This window comes from Paraburkholderia sp. UYCP14C (genome assembly GCF_004197395.1).
Classification (GTDB): domain Bacteria; phylum Pseudomonadota; class Gammaproteobacteria; order Burkholderiales; family Burkholderiaceae; genus Paraburkholderia.
The window spans coordinates 279361-298842 of the sequence record NZ_SELS01000003.1 but is presented as its reverse complement, the minus strand read 5'-3'; the positions used below and the strand labels follow the sequence as shown (position 1 = coordinate 298842).

The following is a 19482-nucleotide window of genomic DNA, read 5'->3' as shown; positions in this document are numbered from 1 at the left end:
CCGTAGTGAGCGAGCATGGCTGCATACACCGGATTGAGCTCCGGCTCGTACAGGTCCGGTTTGATCACGCCTTCCTTCAGATTGTCGAGGACGACGTATTGCGTTACACCACCCAGCTGGCGCCAGGCCTGCTCGTGCAGCTCGGCCCAGACCTGTTTGCTGGACTTCCACACAACGCGGCGGAAGCTGCGTCGCGAGTACCGCAGCGTCATGACGAACAACCGCGGCTTGCGGTAACGGTTTGTGCCCGGCACCCTGGTCAGGGCCCCCTCGCCATAATCAACCTGGGCTTCTTCGCCAGGCTGGAAATCCAGCCGGTCAAACTGGGCCGGTTCATGCTGGCGCAGTGTCCGCACGAACCGCTTGACGCTGTCGTATCCGGCAGCAAAGCCAAACCGGTCCACCAGATCCTGGTAGATGGCCATGGCATTGCGCCGCAGCCGCAACTGGGCCTCTATGAACTCCCGGTGTGACTCGCAGGCCGATATCTGGTTGCTCTTTGCCGGTGGGCAGGGTGAAGGAATTTGCAGCCCGGAGCCGGTGGGCACCGTGGGGGAATTTGCCTGCGCCGCCGCGAATTGCTCCTGGTACTTGCGGATCGTCTTACGGTCGACTCCCGTAATCCGGGCAATCTCCCGCTGACGTTTGCCCGCGGCGATGAGCGTGGCGATGGTTGTTTGCAGATGCGGCTTCAAGACATTCACTCCAACAACCCCTCTTTTTCTTCATTCGAGGGGTGTAAGGTAACGTCCTGCCAGACCGCGCCAGCGTCATGCTCCGCGTGTCTCTAGGTGGGGGATTTTAGGTGCCCACAGGTGGGGGAATTTGCCCGCCCATCGGGGCTGACGATCAAGGCCGACCGACGATACGGCATCGTGAAAGAGACGAAACACCACGCCAAACGGCCTGACGCGGCGAGAGTTAGCAACTGCTGGAAACGACACTCCGTCATGTCAACCACACCCTGTAGCACTGGCTTGATCGAAATGAATGCACCAACGTTTGGCACGTCGGTATTGCCGATATCCGGCTTGTCTGTCGGCGACACTTGGATCAGGAACCGGGTCGTGTCACCCACAGGTTCTGTGAATTCCCCTTCCAACTGAATTGACGCGCGAGCTTCACGCCCGGCAGGCTGGCCGCGCGGTCGGTCGGCATGCTCAAAGAGACTCGCGTGCCAAGCCGTCACCCGGCCATATCTACTCAGCAGTTCCCGGCGACGATGTCGATGCTTCGGCTTGTCCATTCGCGGCACCCCAAATGCACTCCCGGCACTAGGATCGACGGAGTCACGGCGCGACAGTCCACGGACAGAGACGCCACGTATCGTTCGGCGAGTGCTTGTAGTTGGGCCGAATCAAGATGGTAGCGCACTCCCTGCACTTGTACGTTGAACTCTCCCACCCGATCAATATCGCGTAAGTGTTCAAAAGCAAGTCGCCCTTGAAAGCCGCCAGTTCTCGGTGCGGGCCCTTATGGCAGTCGGTATCAATCAGCGCGGTGCAGGCGTAGCAAGGTGTCACCGGTCCCCGCCCTTGTCAGCAAGGAAGAACGGAATGCAGTCGTCGAAGGTCGCGTCCTCGACCTTTTTCGCGGTCGCTGACCATCGGCAATAGTTAGCCGAAGCGCCTCATCGAATGGTGCGCCGGGCATTTCAAAGCGAACGTTGCTATTCGAGCGGCCCAGTGACCGACCCGCTGATCAGTTTGAGCACGCCCCAGAGCCGGAAGCCCGCCATTATCAGTTGCACAGCGGAAGAAACCAACAGTCCCGAAGTCAACACAATACCGTTGCGAAGAAGTCCGCACTTCACGACCATCAGCGGAAGGGCAATGACTAATGCAAGACCAAAATAGATGGCGCACCCATAGAGCTTGCCCAGTAACCGCACAAAGTGGCCGGTGCGGGCCATGTTGCGGATCAACCTCCGGTCCGACATTGAAATCAAAACGGTGATCATCGCCAGAACAAAACCTAGCATTGTTCCGGCAGTCGATGCATAGCCATTCGCAAGACCGTGAAGCAGCGCCTCATCCGCTATCGGCCAGTGCGCCAAGCATATCCAGACAAGCGCCGAGCCAGCGATCCATGCACCGATGCCGATGATCATTGTCCAAATATCCCGACTAATTGTTCTTCAAAGTCGTCTTTGACACCAGACAGTGCGGCATATAAATCCTGCGGTACAGGATACCGCCCTTGCGTGTTTACTGTCACTTCGCTCTTTAGCCGATCTGCCATAAGGTCGATTGGATGATCGACGTTTTCGACTTCAAGTCGAACTTTCGATGCAGCCCCCGACGCCACCAGTTCCCTGCCAAGGGTGAGCGCGCGGGCCGCATCAAGAAGTTGACCACGTATTCCCCTACCGTTTGCGCTGATGCGAAACGAGCCAGTCAGCCCGCCGATCCCTGCCAAAAGGTTCATGACGCGACCGGTATCACCGGCGTTCTGGTACAACTGGGGATTGAGAGGACGCGCGACAGTGAATTCAAGGGCTTTGGGCCGATGATTTTGCAACAGTAGATCAAGCGTCGCTTGCTGCGTTAGGACCGGGTAGAAGGCAATTGTGCTGTTAAGCGAACTACTCAAATATCGCGCGAGTGCGCTCACAGGTCCGCCGCGACGGTTCTCCTGCCAAACGATGACCCTGCGATTCTGATAGTAGATGAAATGATTTCTCTCGATGGTCATTTCATGCGCCTGCATTTCCAACTCGCGCTCTGGGCCGTTTGGTATGCCCGCATGCGGCAAGTCGTCGTCCGCGTAACGTTTCAGTTCCCCACGGTATATGCCGTGCCCAATCTGATCTACGGCTAGGTGATAGCTCACGTCGCCGTATTGATGTACTACTGGCGGGTTCGCACCAAACCGAGCGAAGAGGTCGTTTCGAATGTCTTGGGGTACGTCTTGTTGAAGGGAAGCCTGATACAGGCCAACCTTATACTTTCTGCGTGGCAAAGCGTTCTCCGGCTTGGGCACAAACCTTTGGGCCTTGGTCTGCCACCCATATTGTTTTGTTTCGCGCAGCGAATCCTATCACTATCGGCGTAGTAGCGATTCATCGTAGGGGGCTGAAAGCGGTGGGCGGTGGGCGCTTCCCGCTCGACTGGCAAGTTCGCCCGGTTTTCATGAAGCTACCATTACTTCATCAATCAAAGGTTCGACGATCTCGAAGCCCCGCAACTGCGCCAGCCATCGGGCCGGCATGCCGTCCACGCCAAACTTGATTCCCGCTAATCCGCACGCCACCGCCGCAGTCGTGTCCGTATCCGCCCCGAACAGGATCGCAGTTCGGGCAACTTCTTCAAATGAGTCTTCTTCCTGTGCTGTCCGGGCCGACCAAAGGGTGTCAAGCACGTATCCAGTGCCGCGCGGCTGATCGGTCTTGGGGAAGCTTCTCAGCGCGTCGAGTTCGGCCAGAAACCCCTTTCGTTCGCGCTCATCGGACCAGTCCCGGTAAATCTCTTCGAGACGCTGATCGGCCCACGACCAAGGATCGGCCTCCTTTCGCAAGTACCCGCGTGCCGTGAGGCAGTAGAACGCGCATACGACCAGTGAACGTGGATGTGCATGCGTTGGCAACGATTGAAGCTGAGCGTCGCGGACCAATGCGTCATCGGGACCGGTGTGCCAAAGTGCGAGCGGCAAAGTACGCATAAGAGACCCGTTTCCGTTGTCCCATTCCGACGCGCCGCCCGATTCGCGTGCTGACGCACCGTTGCGCAGCTTACTCAATGCTTCGGCAGTCTGGATTCCACAGTCGAATACGACGCCATCCACGGCCATGTAGCCGTCGTCGAGCCACGCCACCAACCTATCCGCGAAGTCGGTCAGCAGGAATCGACCATGTGCCTGAACGCTCGCAAGCAAGCACAGTGCTTGTGCGCCGTCGTCGGACCACGTGCCGACCGGTACACCCGCGTGAGAACGCCGAAATCCGGGTGGCGGCGTCATATCGATCAACTCGCGCTGCGGAAGCAGGTTCGGCGTCTTGAATTCGAATGCCACACCCAAGGCGTCCCCGACAAGTAGACCGATAAGCCCGCCGACCCGCGCGTCCGCACATGGGCGCAATCCGAGATAGCCATCGTTATTGTTCATCTGATCTCCCGTGGACATGACACTGTACTGGACCCGCGTCCGATACCGGGTCACAAAAGAGAAAACCGCCGTCAGGCTTTCGCCATCGGGCGGTTTTCGGTTGATCTCGAAACTCGGCAAGTACGGATTCACCCCTTGCAGCTACATAGCCGCGAGCTTCTGAATCCGGGCTTCGGTCGCATTCAGCAGACACGCCGCATCGGAACATGCATCACGCTCGCCCTTCATCCAATTCCGCTGATCCGCCTTTAGGGCAGACGGGTCACCCGACTTGGCGCGAGCGGCTGAGTACGCCGATGCAAGGCGTAGGTCTGCGTCAGCGGTTTGCGGCGTCGAACAGATCAGATGTTCGATGGGCGAAGACGCCTTGGCGCAGTCAAAGCTGGCATGAACGCCCGTCGTACCGATTGCGTCTTGTGTCGGGGTAGATGTCGATGCCGACTGCTGTACTGCACTGGCTGTCTCTGCCGATAATGCAAGCGATGCGTTGACTGCCTTCTCAGACTCCGTCGCTTGCTGCGCCGTTTGCGTTGCATTGTCTGACGACGCTGCTACCGGGGCCGCCGAAGTCGCTACATCGCTACCCGCCGACTGACCATCCGCGACGGCCTTTGCTGCTTCATCACTGGACGCCGAACTAGCGACCGCTTGCGCGTCTGCTGTACCACTCGCCGACGACGGCTTCGCTTCTGACGACGCAGCGACCTGAGTCCCCGGTCCGAACACGATGCGGTCGAGCGGCACAAGGAAGTACAAGCCGGTCAGAAGAACAACAAACAGCCCACCGGTCAAGAAGACCCGCGCACCATATTCATAGAAAAAGCGTTGCTTCGCCAACTCACCCGCACTGCTGGCAATGATGATGTCGGGTTGGCCCGCATTGCGAGCGAGAAACCCTACCTGCCATGCCTTTGGGGCCAAGAACAGGAAGACCAGCCCGAATGCAACGCAGATCGCGATGTCCATGTATAGCCTTTCGGTGTACGCGCCGAAGGCAAGCAACCCAAAAATTGCTGCACCGACCACGGCCCAAAACTTCCCAAACCCGCTGCTGTACGACTGTTCGAACTTCGCTTCTTTGGCCGCCGCTTCGGCAGCGGCGATGTCGCCACCGCAGTGCTTACACCGGATTGCGGAATCCTGAATCTCTTCCGCGCAGAAAAGGCATTTTTTCATTCTGAATCCCCCGTATGTTTCCAGTCCCACAATAAAGGGGACCATGGTCCGTCGAACTGCGCGATGTTACCCCACACGATGACGGGATGCCAATTAGCACCCGTCAAAGCAAGGACCCATCCTTAATCGCGCTCGGTGAAGCGATTCGCCGCCACCGCGAAGCCAAAGAACTATCGCAAGAGCAGTTGGCGTTGCTCGCTGACGTTGATCGAAGCTATGTCGGTCGTGTTGAACGCGGCACCAACAATGCCGCCACGTTGACGCTCAAAAGACTGGCGAACGCACTCGACATATCGCTGGCCGAGTTGATAGCCGAAGCCGGGTTATGAAACAGCCGCCGTTTGCGCGGCTGCTGGTTCCCGTTCCCGCACGATGGTCCGTCGGCTGGCCTTCATGCGCCGCGCGACTTACGACGATCCCAGTCAATCAGGGCGCACGGCACGCCATCCGGGCCGATACCAGCCAAAGCGGGCTGCGTCGATGCCATCGATTCTCGAACCCGCATGATGGTCTGACGGCTGGTCTTCATGTCTCGGGCAATTTGCGCGACCGACACCCCGGCGTTCAGTTGTTCGATGACCGCCGCACGCTGCGCTTCGGAAAGTGCGGACGGGCGACCAAAGGTCTTGCCTTCGGCCCGAGCGCGACGAAGACCGGATTGAGTACGTTCGATTAGCAAGTCGCGTTCGAACTCGGCGACTGCATTGATCACTTGCATCGTCATCCGACCAGCCGGACTGGTCAGGTCCACGCCGCCAAGTGCCAGACAGTGAACACGGACCCCGATGGATGCCAGCCGTTCGACCGTGGACCGGACATCGATGGCGTTGCGCCCCAGCCGGTCGAGCTTCGTTACGATGAGGACATCTCCGTCTTCCAGACGGTCCACCAGTTTCGCGAAACCTTTACGCTCGAAGGCCGGGACCGACCCACTGACTGTCTCGGTAATGATGCGCTGCTTCGTTACTGCAAACCCGGCTGCTTCGATTTCTTGCACTTGATTGTCTGTCGTCTGGTCGGCGGTTGATACCCGGCAGTAAGCGAAGATTCTTGTCATTGGCACCTTGACATGTCCGAAATGGGAGTACGAATATTAACACCTGTACGATACGGGTGCAAGCTATATTTCGGACACGTCAAACCGGGGTGTACGCCAGTGCTCGGTTTCGGACATAGATGCGATCTCATGCGAACGCTTACCCGTTCGCCAAGCAACATAAATTCCGGCGCCTCGCTACTTGATCGTCTAAAGTCAATGGGATACGCCAATGCCCCGGAAAGGAGCGAAGCAATGAGCGTGGACCCGAGCGAGATCATTCATGCCATAACCGAGGGCATCCAGAAAGTCGAGAAGGAGTCACCGACGCCTTTAGCCGTTGTCGTGTGCATTGTTGTCATTGCATGTATCGCCCTCGTTATCGTATGGAGTGCACCAATATGGGTCCGACTGATCGTTTCGATAATCGCCGTCGGTACGCCAAGTATGTTGTTGATCTACGTCGTCGGGAAAATTACCCCAGAGCCCAATCCCGGCCCGCTTCCCGACCCCAAGTATGGGGTGTTGATGAAGTTGGACGGAGTGCTCTGGAAGTGTTTGGATAAGGAAACCAATTTACCGTGTAAGGAACCCCCCTCAGTCCCTCCCGGCGTAATCGTGGATGCTACAACCGACGTATTCATCCGACTGCATAACGAGCGATCAGACCTACCATACACGTATGGAAAGGTGGAAAATTCGGCGACCCGAACCATCAGCAACAGCCCGCCCGATTGCGCCAATCCACTTACACCAAATCCGCTTCGTGGCGATATATCAGAAGACGGAAATACTATTTGTTGGAATAATCCGACGAAATGGGTAAAGGTTGGCTCACTACCGGGCGACAACTGCCGATGATGCGTATAGCGCGTTCGGTTTTTCCACAACACCCATAATGGGCCGGCTTCGCGCTATCACGCGGACAAGCCTGACGGTTCCCACCTGCATCCAGTGGCGCTTGTCCCCGGACCTCAAGTATTGGCACTAGTCCCAAAGACGCTCGTTAACTTGCCGAACAACCCTGAACGACTTACAAACAAGCCAAGCTTTCTAGCGCAGACATATTGGTGCCCCTTGCGGCACCTAGTCATCGGCATGCCATCCCGCATGTCCCTCACAGTGCTCACATCCGAATGTATAGCTGTCTTCGCGCGGGTCCGTACAAGGGTCATTGCACCACCCGCATCGGTACGTCTGTTTGTGGAATGCCAGACAGTTGGTACATAGATAGCCCTTGCGGTATTCGCAGACAGTGTGATAACCCTGACATTCATCGCAGTTCGCGGGCGTGTCAGCGTCCATATACTCATCCGGACCATAATTGGATTGGTCAATCAGATCATATATTTCGTCTTCCGGCACACGATGCGAACACTTCTGACATTCGAACGCTGTTGCGGGCTCCAAGTATTGGTCCACATCTCCGCACGACGGACAGTCGATCTGCAATTTGGTTGTTTCGTGAAAACAAACCCGGCACTTGTGCTTCGTTAACTCCGGGATAGACGGATACTGGACTTGGACCTCACAGGAATCCATCGCGCACGTGGGGCATGTCAGGAAGAGCTTACCAGCACGCCTCGCAGCGCCGATGTCATCCTTGAGGCTTTCGAATTTTACTCTCGCGTAGTGGTTACGGGCCGACAGGCTGCGTTCCATCCATTGAAATTCGCGCAAGTAAGGAGAGAATTCTGTCTTCCAGTCCCGAGTCACAAAGCGGTTCAATTCAAACCACGCTTGGGCCTGTTCCAGCATGATGGCCTCTCTTTCTTCCGCAGTCGTTCCGCTGTGATAGAAATGCACCATTCGATTGCGGTGCTTTCGCACTCTATCGAAAGCGATCTTCGCACTTGCCTTCAAAGGTTTTTTCAGTGCTTCATCCAGCCGTTTGCACGCTTCCTCGAAAGCTACGGACACGAAATCACCGTCTTCATACTTCTGCCGATTGAAGGCGCGGTCTGCGACTACTAGAGTCCAGTGATCGAGAACCAGTGGAGCTTTCAAAAATATTTCAACGGCAGTGTAGAAATTAATGACCGAGTGCTTCGGTTCGCCGTCAAGCTGCGCAATGGCTTTTTCCAAAAAATCCATCCCGTTTCTAACCAGATTCTCGAAATCCGTTGTCTTAGCAGATAGTTGTTTAGTTGCCATTTATTCCACTAGTGCGCTGGTTGTTCCGACGCCCGCTGTTATCGTTTAAGAGGTCATCCTTGTGGATGGCGATGAATTGGTCAAGCTGATGGTGGATCACAACGTCGGCGTTCCGACCGTCCGTACCATTCACGCGACGAAGGTCGAATCCGACTATTTCGAAGGTGATGCATTGTAGACGCCGAGAGCCACCACGGACCAGCAAGTCTCAAAGAACGACGTGGTCGTCGTTCGTTCATCACTAGGCGTGCACTACCGTCAAGTTGCATCCCGACGCGCGTGTAGCGGGCGACGAGGCGTCTGACGGGACGCCCCTTTTCCTGAACGGCGCGTCTGGCGCCGATCTGACCGCGCTGTCCGACCGGTGGGCGTCTTTCCAACTGCGGCAAGCCCCCGAAGACGCATCTAGCCAGTCTGGCTCGGTACCCGTGCTCATCCCTGATTGAGTAGTTCGCATGATCCGGTTCGGTTAAGGCCGAAAATCGCGCTCTCCGACCTATGTTCCCATTTTCAGGTGAAGGTCGGAAAGTCACGCAAGCCATAGTGCCGAGGTCGATGTCTTTCGTCTGGCGTCACGACTCAGATAAAACGTTCAGACGCGACGCACCATCCGTTTCGACAGGAACACGGCGCGGTTGGGTTTCGGCGTTAGTCAAAACTGTATCGCCTTCGGCTTCTCCGAACAAGGCTTCGGACATTGATGTGGTTGCGGAAAGGAATTTTTTATATTGCGAAATTTGTCGCTTCATGGATATTGTCTTCATAGCAGTTTCTGGATTATGTTTGGCTTTGTATCTGCGATTAAATATGGATCACGCGACCACCTCTCAATCGACGGGGACGGTCGGATTCTCTTGTTCCAGGGCGTCGTTGAAGTTGGCGATAAAGGAGATAACGGAGTTAGTTCCGGCTAAATCGCTTCTGCTATCAAAGATAACAGAATAAATTTTCAGAAGGACCTACTTTTACCTCCTTTATCTCCTTCATCTCCCTCTACGACGACCTAGCCACACGCCAAGTGCGCCCGTTTTTGTTGTCACTAGCGATCTGCAAGAAGAGGCCGTCGCAGACACGATCACGCCGGTAGGTAAACATCCTTCCAACGCCGGGTGTCGAAAGTTTGGGATTTGGCGATACAGCAAGAATGGCTTCGTTCAGCTTGGTGTCGGTTGATTCAAGCGACGCCGACGCACGGTTGCATGCCGAGAGGACTTCCCTTGCTGTAAATGCACGTGTGCCGAAGGACGCCTGCAACGCACGTAGCAGATCGCGCAGTCCGTCGCGGTTAGGGTCCTCGGACTGATTCTGCTCTAGCAGGTGCAACACGTCGCCGAACTGGTCCGGCGCGAGTGTCTGTCCGACAAAAACGACCGTTTGACGCACGAACTTGTCCCAATCTTCGAACGAAGCAACGCGTCCCGGCGCTGGTTTGAAGTCAGACGACGACAAGCAGAAGCGAATCAACGTCAGTGCAGCCACCATCATTTCGAGACGGTGTGACCGGCAGTATGAAAGTGGGTCCACGTCGAACGCACGCCCAAACGGAGTTTCGGTCTTGGCATCGATGCGACAGACGATCACGCGTCGCGGCATGTCGCCAGCCAGAACCATGTTGTTGCCAGTCAGCAGAACAATCGCGTTGTTGGGAACGCTCGAAACTTCCGACTTCGCGAGGACACGATCTTTGAACTGCGGTGCCGTAAGCATCGCCGCCAACGATGCGCTGTCGAACGTGCCAACGATGTTGTCCAGCACGATCACGCCATCACCGGCAAGCAGCGACGAAAACAGGCGCTTTCGCATTTCGGTATCGTCGTTCAGCGGCGGAAAGACATCGGGCTTGGTCCCCGTCGTCAGCAGCGCGACGCAGTCTGCAAGCAATGTCTTCCCGCTGCCTTGGGTAGGTGCGTCGTATCCGAAGGCCGGGGAAGTAGGTACGGCTGGGCGGACCGCCGCTGTCAGCAGGGCCGCGAGATGCGCCGCACGCGCATTCTGATCGACGAAGGGAAAGCGCTCAAATGGATACCAAAGCTTTTCCAGCGCCTTGCGGGCCTGTTCTTCGGTCGGGTACAGCGGTACGGCGATGTCCCATTCCTGATCGATTTGAAGCAGCAGCCCGGTCCTCGCGTCAAAGCCCGGTACGTCCAATGGAGTACCGTCCGGGCGAAGTGTCGGTGCGGAAATCACCGCATTGAGACGCTTGAAGTTACGAGGAACGCCCGGCGACAAGATCATCTTGAACAGCTTGTCTGATGGGTCTTCCAGAACCTCGACTTGATGACCGTTCGAGGACACCAAGCGATAGAATTGGACCGTGCCACCGAGCCAATATCGCAGGGAATTCTCGTTGAGTGCAACAGGCTTGCCGTCGATAACGCGTACCACCGAAGTTCCGAATTCGTAGATTTCCGGGTGGTCACGCATGATCGACATGACTTCGTCGGCCATCTCACGTTCGTAGCCCTTGCGCTTTTCGATCTTCACGATCTTGTTGCACAGCACGAAGTTCACGCCGCCGTGCGCAAAGCTGTTGAGATTCTGGCGACCCGACAGGAAAAGCTTACCAACCGGTCTTCCGCCGTCGTAATCGGGTTCCAGCGGGTCAAGTGTTTGCATTCCGTCGTATCGCTGCGGATCGGCCAGCACTTCGCCGATAGTCAGTGTTTGCGGATCGCCTTCATCATTGACCACAGTGATAAGCCAATCAGCCATAAGCTGTTTGCGTTGCGGATTGACAGCAAAATCCAGCATCCGCGTGATCGTGTCGAGAGGCAATGTGGGGTTCGACTTCGTGTACTGATCGATACGCGCTTTGCGCCATTCTTCGCGTTTCTGCGCTGCCATAGGCGCAGCGATGACCTTCGCAGCAGCCTTGTGTTTGTCGGCAGCGGCCACGATCTCAGGCGTCGCCGTTGGAATCGCAGCACGGCTATCAACCATACGTCGAGCCGCTTTCTGGATATACGGCACACGACGTTGTTCCAATGGCAGCTTGCATTCCGCGCCACCGGCGAAATCGATTCGGTTCGTCTGCCACACAGTCGCATCGAAAACACCGCGTTCCAGCAGCGCACCGCTGGATGACACGTCGAAGTGGCCGTGACCAGCGGCCCATAGGTGGACCAGCAGTTCTTGGCCAGCACGGGTAATATCAGCCGCGTCTTCGACAATGAAGTAGATGCGCTGTCCTTTAGTTCCTACGACGCAATCACCAGATTCGCAGTTGTATATTTCGGACGACGTGCTTGGCATCCAGATCGAATCGCACGCTGCCAGCGCCGGGCAGACGGCATGAAGTACAGCAAAAAGCTCGCTGCGGTCCAAGGGCTTTGCACCGTCCTTCGGTGCGTCGTAGTCCAGCATCAGAACGCCGGGACCATCGGGCCACGCGAATGCCGATGCGGTGCGCGGTATCGCGTCTTCGGGACGGCCCGCGCTTTCCCATGCTGATTGGGTCATCAACCTCATCTCGGGGAGAGGCGCGACGCCATAAATACAGCATTGCATTGGCGTCAGACGTTGAAGCAAACCAGCAAACTGCTCGATGGAATGAAGGTCGATTCCGCGAAGATCGCCGGATGAGACGGCGCCATGCGTCTGTTTGTGCAGTTCGCCTTTGGGAGACAACGAAAACGATTTGGTAACAGGCACTGGCGACAACAGGACCGTGACGGCAAATGGCTGGCAGAGATCAGGCCGTTGCTGGGCTGCGGTGTCCGAAACGCTTTCTATGATCCAGTCTTGGGACACCGTTACGACTGATGCTTGGTCGGTAAGCGCCGAGAGGATATTGCTTTGTTGGAACTCGACGCACGCCGGTTCCGAATGGGTAGATTGTTGTTGATACATGAAATGGATTGTCCCGCGCAAGTCGTGCGCGGCCATGCGACCGGTACTGCAACGGCGAGCGGACACGGCAGATGGATTCATGCCGATAACGCAGCAATTGGTACAACGATCTTGGGATCAGGTTCGCTTGCAACCGCGATGAGTCTCCGATAGACGACATCACCGTGCGATCAAACAAGCAACTAGACAATCATATAGACGCGGCAACGAGAACTGTCACCGCTTAGGCGGATGATCGGCATAGCGCCGAATACCCTTCATTGATACTCGTTGCGACGGCATTGCTAGATAGTTGCTGCCAACGCGACGAGAAAACGCATTATCTCACAATCGGCCCCCGATGTCAATAATTCTTGACATCTCGCGATTTATGTGTGTCCGCGCCAACAGCCCGATTACGATTCAGCGGATCAGCTTGACATTTTCACGAGCCACGTCGGACGCCACGTCGCCGAATTTATCTCCTGTCGCTTTGGCTCGATCCATCCCCCGATGCCCGGTCCAGTGCTGGCACTACCAGTGAAAGAGGCAAGCGGGGACAATGTACGCGCAATTGGTACGTGAGGACACTGTCTGCACAGTGTCCGGCAACACCGTCCCACCGAGTAACACCATACCGGCCTATTGCAGTAGCCGCAGTAGCCGTGTTACCGCCTTTCGCGATGACAGTGGTCGGACAGTGTGAATGTCTCCGCGTCGGCATGTCCAGTACCGTCAAGGCCAGCGGTACCAGTGTAGGCAACATGGTTGTCACTCGACAATGGCAACCTCAGTGCCGACGTGATTCGCCGCAATGACCGCTACAGTGTTCGCGCAAAGTGTACGAACCATAGCCCACGCGGTAGCCGTTCGCACACTATCGAAGTCGGGAACTGCACAATGTCGCCCGCACAAATGCGTGCGGACTATGCTGACAGTGTCACCGCCGCCATCTAGGGCAGTATCGCAGCCACTGGTAACAGCGAAGCGGCATCATTGGCACGGCGCACTGGTGGTCCACGGTGCCAATCTCGGGGCGCGATGGCGGCTATAGTGTCTGCACAGTAGCCGTGAACGACCACCGACCTAGCACCGGTGCGGAACAGTGTGGAGACGATGAGTGCGACAGTCTGACCGTCTCGACCGTCACTCGCGCAACCAATCTCGACAGTGTGAACCCTGACAAAACACCGTAGGACACAGGCGGCACTGGGACAGAGAGGTCTCAGCGCGACGGCCAGTACCTCTCGACCATTCGCTTGACACTATAGTGTCGGAATTCCCACACTGTCGATACGGTAGACGGACGCCACTATCTTCCACAGCGACAGTGAATTCGGTGGTACGTGGTGCTGCGAGCGGTCGGTAACCGGTGGTGTTGCACTGATACACGGATAGAATCGCTGGAACTACCTTTGGCCGACTGACATGCCCTATCCGAGCTACGACGAACTCGAACTTCCGCTTCTAAAACTAATATATGAGCATGGCGGTAGTCACCATGAAATCCGCGCGTCGGATGCTTACGAACCACTCGCGGACCACTTCGGACTTACCGAAAGCGAGCGGACTCAATCCAGAGATACCGTACTTACCGATGGGAGAATCGAGCCTTTCTGGAACAATATGGTTCAATGGGCTAGACGGAAACTAAACGAGCGCGGCTATCTGGTTCCAGCGTCGCGTGGCTTCTGGCGTCTCTCGGAGATCGGTGTCGCAAAGGCGGGACCGTTATCTACGGGGCATTTGCGCCACGTGGCTTACCCCGATGAGGTATCCGGGACCCTGTCAGAAGGCGCAGCACGCAAGGTGACGGTTAATGCCTACGAGCGCAGCGTGGCGGGTAGGCAAGCCTGCATCGATCACTATGGTTATCGATGCTGCGTTTGCGATTTTGACTTCGAGGAAAGGTACGGGGAACGCGGAAAACACTTCGTCCACGTCCACCATCTCGTTCCACTAGCCAGCATCGGTGAATCCTACGTCCTCGATCCGATCAAAGACCTTCGCCCCATTTGCCCTAACTGCCATTCGATGATCCACCGGACCGACCCGCCATGTTCGATAGAGATATTGAAGGGATGCATTAAGTGAATCTGGCCGCCCTTTCCTCAAGATCAGCGATCACACAGTCATTGCATCCGACGTGCCGATAGACGAAATCAACCGTCCGACAGTCGGTCCCGGCGATTGAACTTCGAGACGCGGCAATGACCTCACGATCTTCATTGTTTCGAGACTGACCGTCACGACCCGTTGGAACAGTTCCAACGGGTAGCGGGGATTGTTCATTGTCTCGATGGCGTAATCGTTCGCGTCGTTGACGATGTCGCTGTCTGTGTCGGTCTTGACGCATTGGCGCTCGACCACCCAATCGAGTGCCGGTTTGCCGTTGACCACATATTCATAGGCTTCAAGCGGGATACCCTTTACCGTGATCTTGTCGTTGTAGATCAATGTAGTCAGGTCCTTGTCCTTGCCGTTCTTGCCGTACCGCATCTTCTCGACCCGGTAGTCGGCATCAGTCAACAACAGGCCGCCGCCTTCGACCTGCAACGTGTACATCTCGACCGTCTCGTAGTTGATGTGCAGGTCGGCCAGATTACGACCAGCCTTCGAGAACGCCCAAAAGTCGGTAGCAGTCTTCACGCACGGAATGCGCGGCAACTCCTTCGAAAGATTGTCAGCGTAGCGTTCACGATAGTCCGGCGAATGCAGCAAGCCGTAGACGTAGTAGAAGATGTCTTCCTTGGTGACCTGTTCGCCCGGATACGCTGACCGGAAGTGCGACAGTCCTTCGTCAGAGATTGCATCGCGGCGCTTGTGCTCATCTTTCGCTGGCGGTGGCGCATCAAACAGTCCGACTTGCAGCGTCGCCGCGTCGCCGTCTTCCGCCGACTCGTCGTACAGATACAACGGAAAACATTGAGTGCCACCGTCTGTTTGGAACTCAACAACCCGATCCACCATCAGCGCCAGTTGACCCGCCCCCGCCCATCGTTGCTTGATCATGATCATTCGATTCGGCGCCGTTGCATCGGGGAAGATGCGCGGCATTTGGTACACGTACTCATTCAAATTTCGATTGAAGTACAGCCATTGCTTCGTGAACGGGCGGTACAGACTTGACGTCAGGCTATCTGCTGCAAGTTCTAAGCGTCGATCTTTCGCCAGTTCCTGCTTCAATGCCCGCGTCCAACTGATTTGCGTCCGGTCTGTATCGATAAAGGCATCCACTTTGGCTTCTCGCGCCTTCTTGTCAAGTCCGGCGTAGGCTTTGTTGAAGCGTTCGACTTCGCGATTGTAGAAGGCGATCATGCGGTTGACGTTAGCCGCCAAGCCCTCTTTTGATGCGTTGTAGCACCAAGAATCTCTCGCTGTTGTGACGCCCTGAGTGAAGTTGCGAAACAGCTTTTTGTTATCGCCCTTCTTGTCACCAAGAACGATGTACTCGGCAAAGCCGCCATCGCGCTGTTTCAGCCAATCGCCGTGGAAATCAGGCGTAATGGACTGCCAAGCGTCCGCTGCCGTAATACCGGCGATGCTTGCAAAGCTGCTGATCTTGTCCAGTTTTTCTTCGCGCGTCAGGTAGTCGCCGATGTCGTGGAAGTGAATCTGGCCGAGCTGCGCAGCGTTGGGGTTCTTTACAAGCAAAGAAATGGCAATCGGGGCGCGGCTGCCGCTGCCAAAAATCTTTCCGCCTTCTCTTCGCGATAGGTCGCCGGACGTGCGTTGATTGCCGCGCAAGTGGAACACATAGATGCTGGAAAATTCGTCGGCCAGACACTTGCGCAGACCGTCAGATGTGTTGGCTTCCAAGAAACCGCCATTGGTAACAAAGCCGATCACGCCACTATTGCCAATGCGGTCACTGGCCCATCGGATTGCGCGGATATAGCTGTCGTACAAGTTGCGGACGTTTCCCGCAACAGACCGGTCGGCATAAGTCTCACGGATGCGCCCATCCAAGTGCGGATAAGCGACATTTTGATTGTTATCGTTCGCCGTCTCTTGTCCCACCGAATATGGCGGGTTTCCGATGATGACGCGAATATCGAGCTTCTTTTGGCGCTTACGGCGTGCGCTGTTGCTTGCCTGAGCCGCATCAACCAAGTCTTCTTTTTCGTAAAGCTGAAAGGTGTCGGCAAGGCAGATGCCTTCGAACGGCTGGTATTTGCCACCGACGATGCCGTGATAGACCGCCTCGATGTTGATCGCCGCAATGTAGTAGGCCAGCAGCACGATCTCGTTTGCGTGGATTTCGTGCTTGTATTTGTGCGGTAGTTCTTCCGGCGTGATAAGACCGCTTTGCAGCAGACGCGTCACGAACGTGCCCGTACCAACAAAGGGATCGATGATGTGAACACCCTTGCTACCTAACGTCTGCTCGAACTCCGTCTGCAACACATGACCGACGCTATGAATGATGAAATCCACGACTTCGACCGGCGTATAGACGATCCCCAGACGCTCGGTCATCTTTGGGAAGGCGTTGCGAAAGAACTTATCGTACAACTCCACAACAATTTTCTGCTTGCCCGCTGCATTGTCGATGCCTTCGGCCCGAAGTTTCACGCTTTCGTAAAACCGTTCCAGCGTGTCGGCTTCCTTGTCGAGCCGGTGTTCTTGCAACACATCAAGAACGCCCTGCATCGCAATCGACATTGGGTTGTGCTTCGCGAAACTGTAGTCTTCGAACAGGGCGTCAAACACCGGCTTGGTGATGAGATGCTGCGCCAGCATCTCGATGATCTCGCCATCCGTAATGCTGCTGTTCAGATCGCCACGCAGTTCGGCAGCAAATGCTTCGAACGCCGCTCGCGCTTTGACGTTAGCCGGGTCTTCAACGACTATCGTGATACGGTCGATGTGAGTACGGGCAATCTTTGCGATGTCGTTGGCCCAATCTTCCCAATGGTGACGGTTGCCGACCTTCTGAACCAGCTTGGCGTAGATGGCCTTCTCGATTTCGCCAATTTCGAATTGCAGTTCGTGCTGTTCCTGCGTCGTGCGCTTCTGGACCGCTTCACCAATATTGAACCCGCCCTTACCGGTGTTCTTGTTCTTCGGTCCTTTCGACTTCTCCTGCTTTTTCTGGATTTCATCTGTGATCGCGATGACTTCCATCTTGCTGGTGTCCTTCCCGATCAGGTCGAGTTTATTCACCATCGCGTCGAAGCGGTCATCGTGCGAACGCAGTGCTTGCAGCACTTGCCAGACCACGGCATAGGTCTTGTTGTCGCTCAGGGCTTCGTGCGGTTCGACGCCAGCCGGGATAACCACCGGCAAGACGACATACCCGCGCTTCTTGCCCGGTGCGTTGCGCATGACCCGGCCAACCGACTGCACCACGTCAACCTGAGAGTTACGCGGCGTCAGGAACAGCACGGCGTCCAGCGCCGGAACGTCCACGCCTTCCGACAAACAACGGACGTTGCTGAGAATGCGACAGGTGTTCTCAGGTGTCTCGGCTTTCAGCCATGCCAGCTTCGCTTCCTTCTCGCTGGCATTCATTCCGCCGTCAACATGTTCGGCTTCGCAGTGAAGTTGCGCCGCCTGTTCGAATTCTTCCGTTTCTTCCGATTCCTGATACGCTTCGACAACAGCTTGGAACATCCCGGCGATCTGCTTCGAACTGACTTTGTGCGTCTTAGCGCCCTTCGAGACTTCGATGACCTGACAGAATGCCACGGCCCGTTTCATCGGATCACCGTCTCCAACCAAATTTTCAGTCAAGCCCTGCTTCGAAAGCGCCTTCCAGCACCCGATGATCTTGGCCGCATCGTCAACCTTGAGTTGGTTGTTCTCGTCCTTCCATAACGCTTGCAGGCGGCTATTGACGTGCGTCTCTTCAACCGCCAACACGATCACCTTGTAGTCCACCAGCAGCCCGCGCTTGACGGCTTCCGAGAACGAAATGACGAACAGTTCATCGCCATATAGCGCCTTGTCATCCATCGAGCAAAGTGCAACGTTGTCGCGTTCAGCCGTGGCTTTGGCCGAATCACCGTAGATACGCGGCGTCGCCGTCATATACAGGCGCTTGGCGGCGCGAATGTAGTCCGCATCGTGAACCCTGACGAACGTGCTTTCGTCACCATCGCCAAAGGTCGCGCCGGTGGTGCGGTGCGCTTCATCGCAGACTATCAGGTCGAAGTCGGGCAGCCCGAACTCCTTCTGCGCACGGCTGATTACGTCGATGGAGTGATAGGTGCTGAAAACGACGCTCATGTGTGATGCATCGTGCCGCTTCATCATCTCTTCCGCCAGTCGAGATGAATTCGTAGTCGCCGGATAGCGCAATTCATGGACGAAGGTTTTCACCTCGTCGTCTTCCTTCTTGCGCTTCTTCCCCACGTCACTGTCCGAGCAAACCGCGAAGCTATGAAGCGGCGTCTCCGCTTCCTGTGTCCATTCCGTCAGGGTCTGGCTCAACAGCGACAAACTCGGGACGAGGAAGAGGACGCGCTTGTCAGCACCAGCCAACGTTTCAGCGATTTTCAGGCTGGTGAACGTCTTCCCCGTACCGCAAGCCATAATCAACTTGCCACGGTCAGCACCGCCCAGACCTTGAACAGCCGCGTTCAGTGCATTGGTCTGGTGCGGGCGTAGTTGCTTCTTCGCCTTGATGACCGGCGCGGCCTTGGGCTGGTACTTCGACCAATCAATCTGGCTCTCTTCAAGGGCGGTCAGGTCGATCTTGCTGACGGGCGGCTGCTGATCCAGCAGCGCGTCCTCGGCGTGTTCGCTCCAATGATCCGTCGTTGCGACGATGATTCGCCGTGAGAAAGGCTTCTTGCCCGATGCCGTGAAGAAGCTGTCGATGTCGGCCTTCTGGACCTTGTAGTCCGGCGCGTACATCTTGCACTGAATCGCGTGGAACTCATCCGTGCCGCTCGTCTTCGCCACAAGGTCAATACCGGCGTCCTGCGCGGTCAGTCCCCGCAATTTCGCCCACTCGGCGTAGGTCCACACGTCGCTGTAAAGGTCGCGATAGGTGGCTTCGTTGCGCAGATAACAGACGATCAACTCTTCGAAGTAGGTCCCCTTCTCGCGTTCCGTGACGGCGGCATGGCGGAAGGTATCGAGCAGTTTTTCGAGAGCGGTCATGTTGGATGTTTCCGGCGATTCTGGTGCGAGTGCCGTATTATGCCCGCCGACTGGCCCGTTAACCATACGAATTG

The 19482-nt window shown here is 56.2% G+C and carries 13 protein-coding genes and 1 pseudogene; 3 read left to right on the top strand and 11 right to left on the bottom strand.

Features of this window, described 5'->3' with window-relative positions; all coding sequences use genetic code 11:
- From istA to EVC45_RS04425, 6 genes are all read right to left on the bottom strand, one after another.
- Positions 1-704, bottom strand: a 704-nt coding sequence (gene istA / locus EVC45_RS04450) for an IS21 family transposase (RefSeq protein ID WP_129956811.1), incomplete at its 3' end; no start/stop codon positions are given.
- Between the two features lie 83 nt (positions 705-787).
- Positions 788-1246, bottom strand: coding sequence for a hypothetical protein (locus EVC45_RS04445; RefSeq protein ID WP_129956810.1), 459 nt, complete (start codon positions 1244-1246; stop codon positions 788-790).
- A 423-nt stretch (positions 1247-1669) separates the two neighbouring features.
- On the bottom strand, positions 1670-2110 hold the full coding sequence (locus EVC45_RS04440) for a hypothetical protein (RefSeq protein WP_129956809.1): 441 nt from the start codon (positions 2108-2110) through the stop codon (positions 1670-1672).
- Positions 2107-2961, bottom strand: a complete 855-nt coding sequence (locus tag EVC45_RS04435; RefSeq protein WP_129956808.1) for a hypothetical protein — start codon at positions 2959-2961, stop codon at positions 2107-2109. The genes EVC45_RS04440 and EVC45_RS04435 overlap by 4 nt, the downstream gene beginning before the upstream one ends.
- A gap of 168 nt (positions 2962-3129) precedes the next feature.
- Positions 3130-4104, bottom strand: a complete 975-nt coding sequence (locus EVC45_RS04430; protein WP_129956807.1) for an ADP-ribosylglycohydrolase family protein — start codon at positions 4102-4104, stop codon at positions 3130-3132.
- A gap of 141 nt (positions 4105-4245) precedes the next feature.
- Positions 4246-5280, bottom strand: coding sequence for a lysozyme inhibitor LprI family protein (locus tag EVC45_RS04425; RefSeq protein ID WP_168991399.1), 1035 nt, complete (start codon positions 5278-5280; stop codon positions 4246-4248).
- An 86-nt stretch (positions 5281-5366) separates the two neighbouring features.
- Between EVC45_RS04425 and EVC45_RS04420 the strand changes: the two genes are divergently transcribed.
- Entirely contained in the window at positions 5367-5609 is a 243-nt protein-coding gene (locus EVC45_RS04420) for a helix-turn-helix domain-containing protein (RefSeq protein WP_030101047.1), read from the top strand.
- Between the two features lie 155 nt (positions 5610-5764).
- On the opposite strand, the pseudogene EVC45_RS04415 reads toward EVC45_RS04420, so the two are convergent.
- Positions 5765-6337 (bottom strand): annotated as a pseudogene (locus EVC45_RS04415) (recombinase family protein); the annotation flags it as partial.
- A 234-nt stretch (positions 6338-6571) separates the two neighbouring features.
- Here EVC45_RS04415 and EVC45_RS04410 point away from each other — a divergent pair.
- On the top strand, positions 6572-7177 hold the full coding sequence (locus tag EVC45_RS04410; RefSeq protein ID WP_129956804.1) for a hypothetical protein: 606 nt from the start codon (positions 6572-6574) through the stop codon (positions 7175-7177).
- A gap of 225 nt (positions 7178-7402) precedes the next feature.
- Here the strand turns inward: EVC45_RS04410 and EVC45_RS04405 are convergent, their stop codons facing one another.
- From EVC45_RS04405 to EVC45_RS04400, 3 genes are all read right to left on the bottom strand, one after another.
- Positions 7403-8470: a hypothetical protein gene (locus tag EVC45_RS04405; RefSeq protein ID WP_129956803.1), complete on the bottom strand. Its 1068-nt coding sequence runs from the start codon at positions 8468-8470 to the stop codon at positions 7403-7405.
- Between the two features lie 572 nt (positions 8471-9042).
- Positions 9043-9219, bottom strand: coding sequence for a hypothetical protein (locus EVC45_RS45485; protein WP_168991398.1), 177 nt, complete (start codon positions 9217-9219; stop codon positions 9043-9045).
- 244 nt (positions 9220-9463) lie between these two features.
- Entirely contained in the window at positions 9464-12355 is a 2892-nt protein-coding gene (locus EVC45_RS04400) for a hypothetical protein (RefSeq protein WP_211193366.1), read from the bottom strand.
- 1371 nt (positions 12356-13726) lie between these two features.
- Here EVC45_RS04400 and EVC45_RS04395 point away from each other — a divergent pair.
- Entirely contained in the window at positions 13727-14392 is a 666-nt protein-coding gene (locus EVC45_RS04395; protein WP_129956801.1) for a winged helix-turn-helix domain-containing protein, read from the top strand.
- 30 nt (positions 14393-14422) lie between these two features.
- Here the strand turns inward: EVC45_RS04395 and EVC45_RS04390 are convergent, their stop codons facing one another.
- On the bottom strand, positions 14423-19408 hold the full coding sequence (locus EVC45_RS04390) for a type ISP restriction/modification enzyme (RefSeq protein ID WP_129956800.1): 4986 nt from the start codon (positions 19406-19408) through the stop codon (positions 14423-14425).
- Between the last annotated feature and the right edge of the window lie 74 nt (positions 19409-19482).

Bases quoted from the DNA above. Each gene is read 5' to 3' on its own strand.
- EVC45_RS04430 (WP_129956807.1), bottom strand. From the start codon at position 4,104: ATGAACAATAACGATGGCTATCTCGGATTGCGCCCATGTGCGGACGCG.
- EVC45_RS04405 (WP_129956803.1), bottom strand. From the start codon at position 8,470: ATGGCAACTAAACAACTATCTGCTAAGACAACGGATTTCGAGAATCTG.
- EVC45_RS04395 (WP_129956801.1), top strand. From the start codon at position 13,727: ATGCCCTATCCGAGCTACGACGAACTCGAACTTCCGCTTCTAAAACTA.
- EVC45_RS04445 (WP_129956810.1), bottom strand. From the start codon at position 1,246: ATGGACAAGCCGAAGCATCGACATCGTCGCCGGGAACTGCTGAGTAGA.
- EVC45_RS04410 (WP_129956804.1), top strand. From the start codon at position 6,572: ATGAGCGTGGACCCGAGCGAGATCATTCATGCCATAACCGAGGGCATC.
- EVC45_RS04425 (WP_168991399.1), bottom strand. From the start codon at position 5,280: ATGAAAAAATGCCTTTTCTGCGCGGAAGAGATTCAGGATTCCGCAATC.
- EVC45_RS04420 (WP_030101047.1), top strand. From the start codon at position 5,367: ATGCCAATTAGCACCCGTCAAAGCAAGGACCCATCCTTAATCGCGCTC.
- EVC45_RS04390 (WP_129956800.1), bottom strand. From the start codon at position 19,408: ATGACCGCTCTCGAAAAACTGCTCGATACCTTCCGCCATGCCGCCGTC.
- EVC45_RS04440 (WP_129956809.1), bottom strand. From the start codon at position 2,110: ATGATCATCGGCATCGGTGCATGGATCGCTGGCTCGGCGCTTGTCTGG.
- EVC45_RS45485 (WP_168991398.1), bottom strand. From the start codon at position 9,219: ATGAAGCGACAAATTTCGCAATATAAAAAATTCCTTTCCGCAACCACA.
- EVC45_RS04400 (WP_211193366.1), bottom strand. From the start codon at position 12,355: ATGGCCGCGCACGACTTGCGCGGGACAATCCATTTCATGTATCAACAA.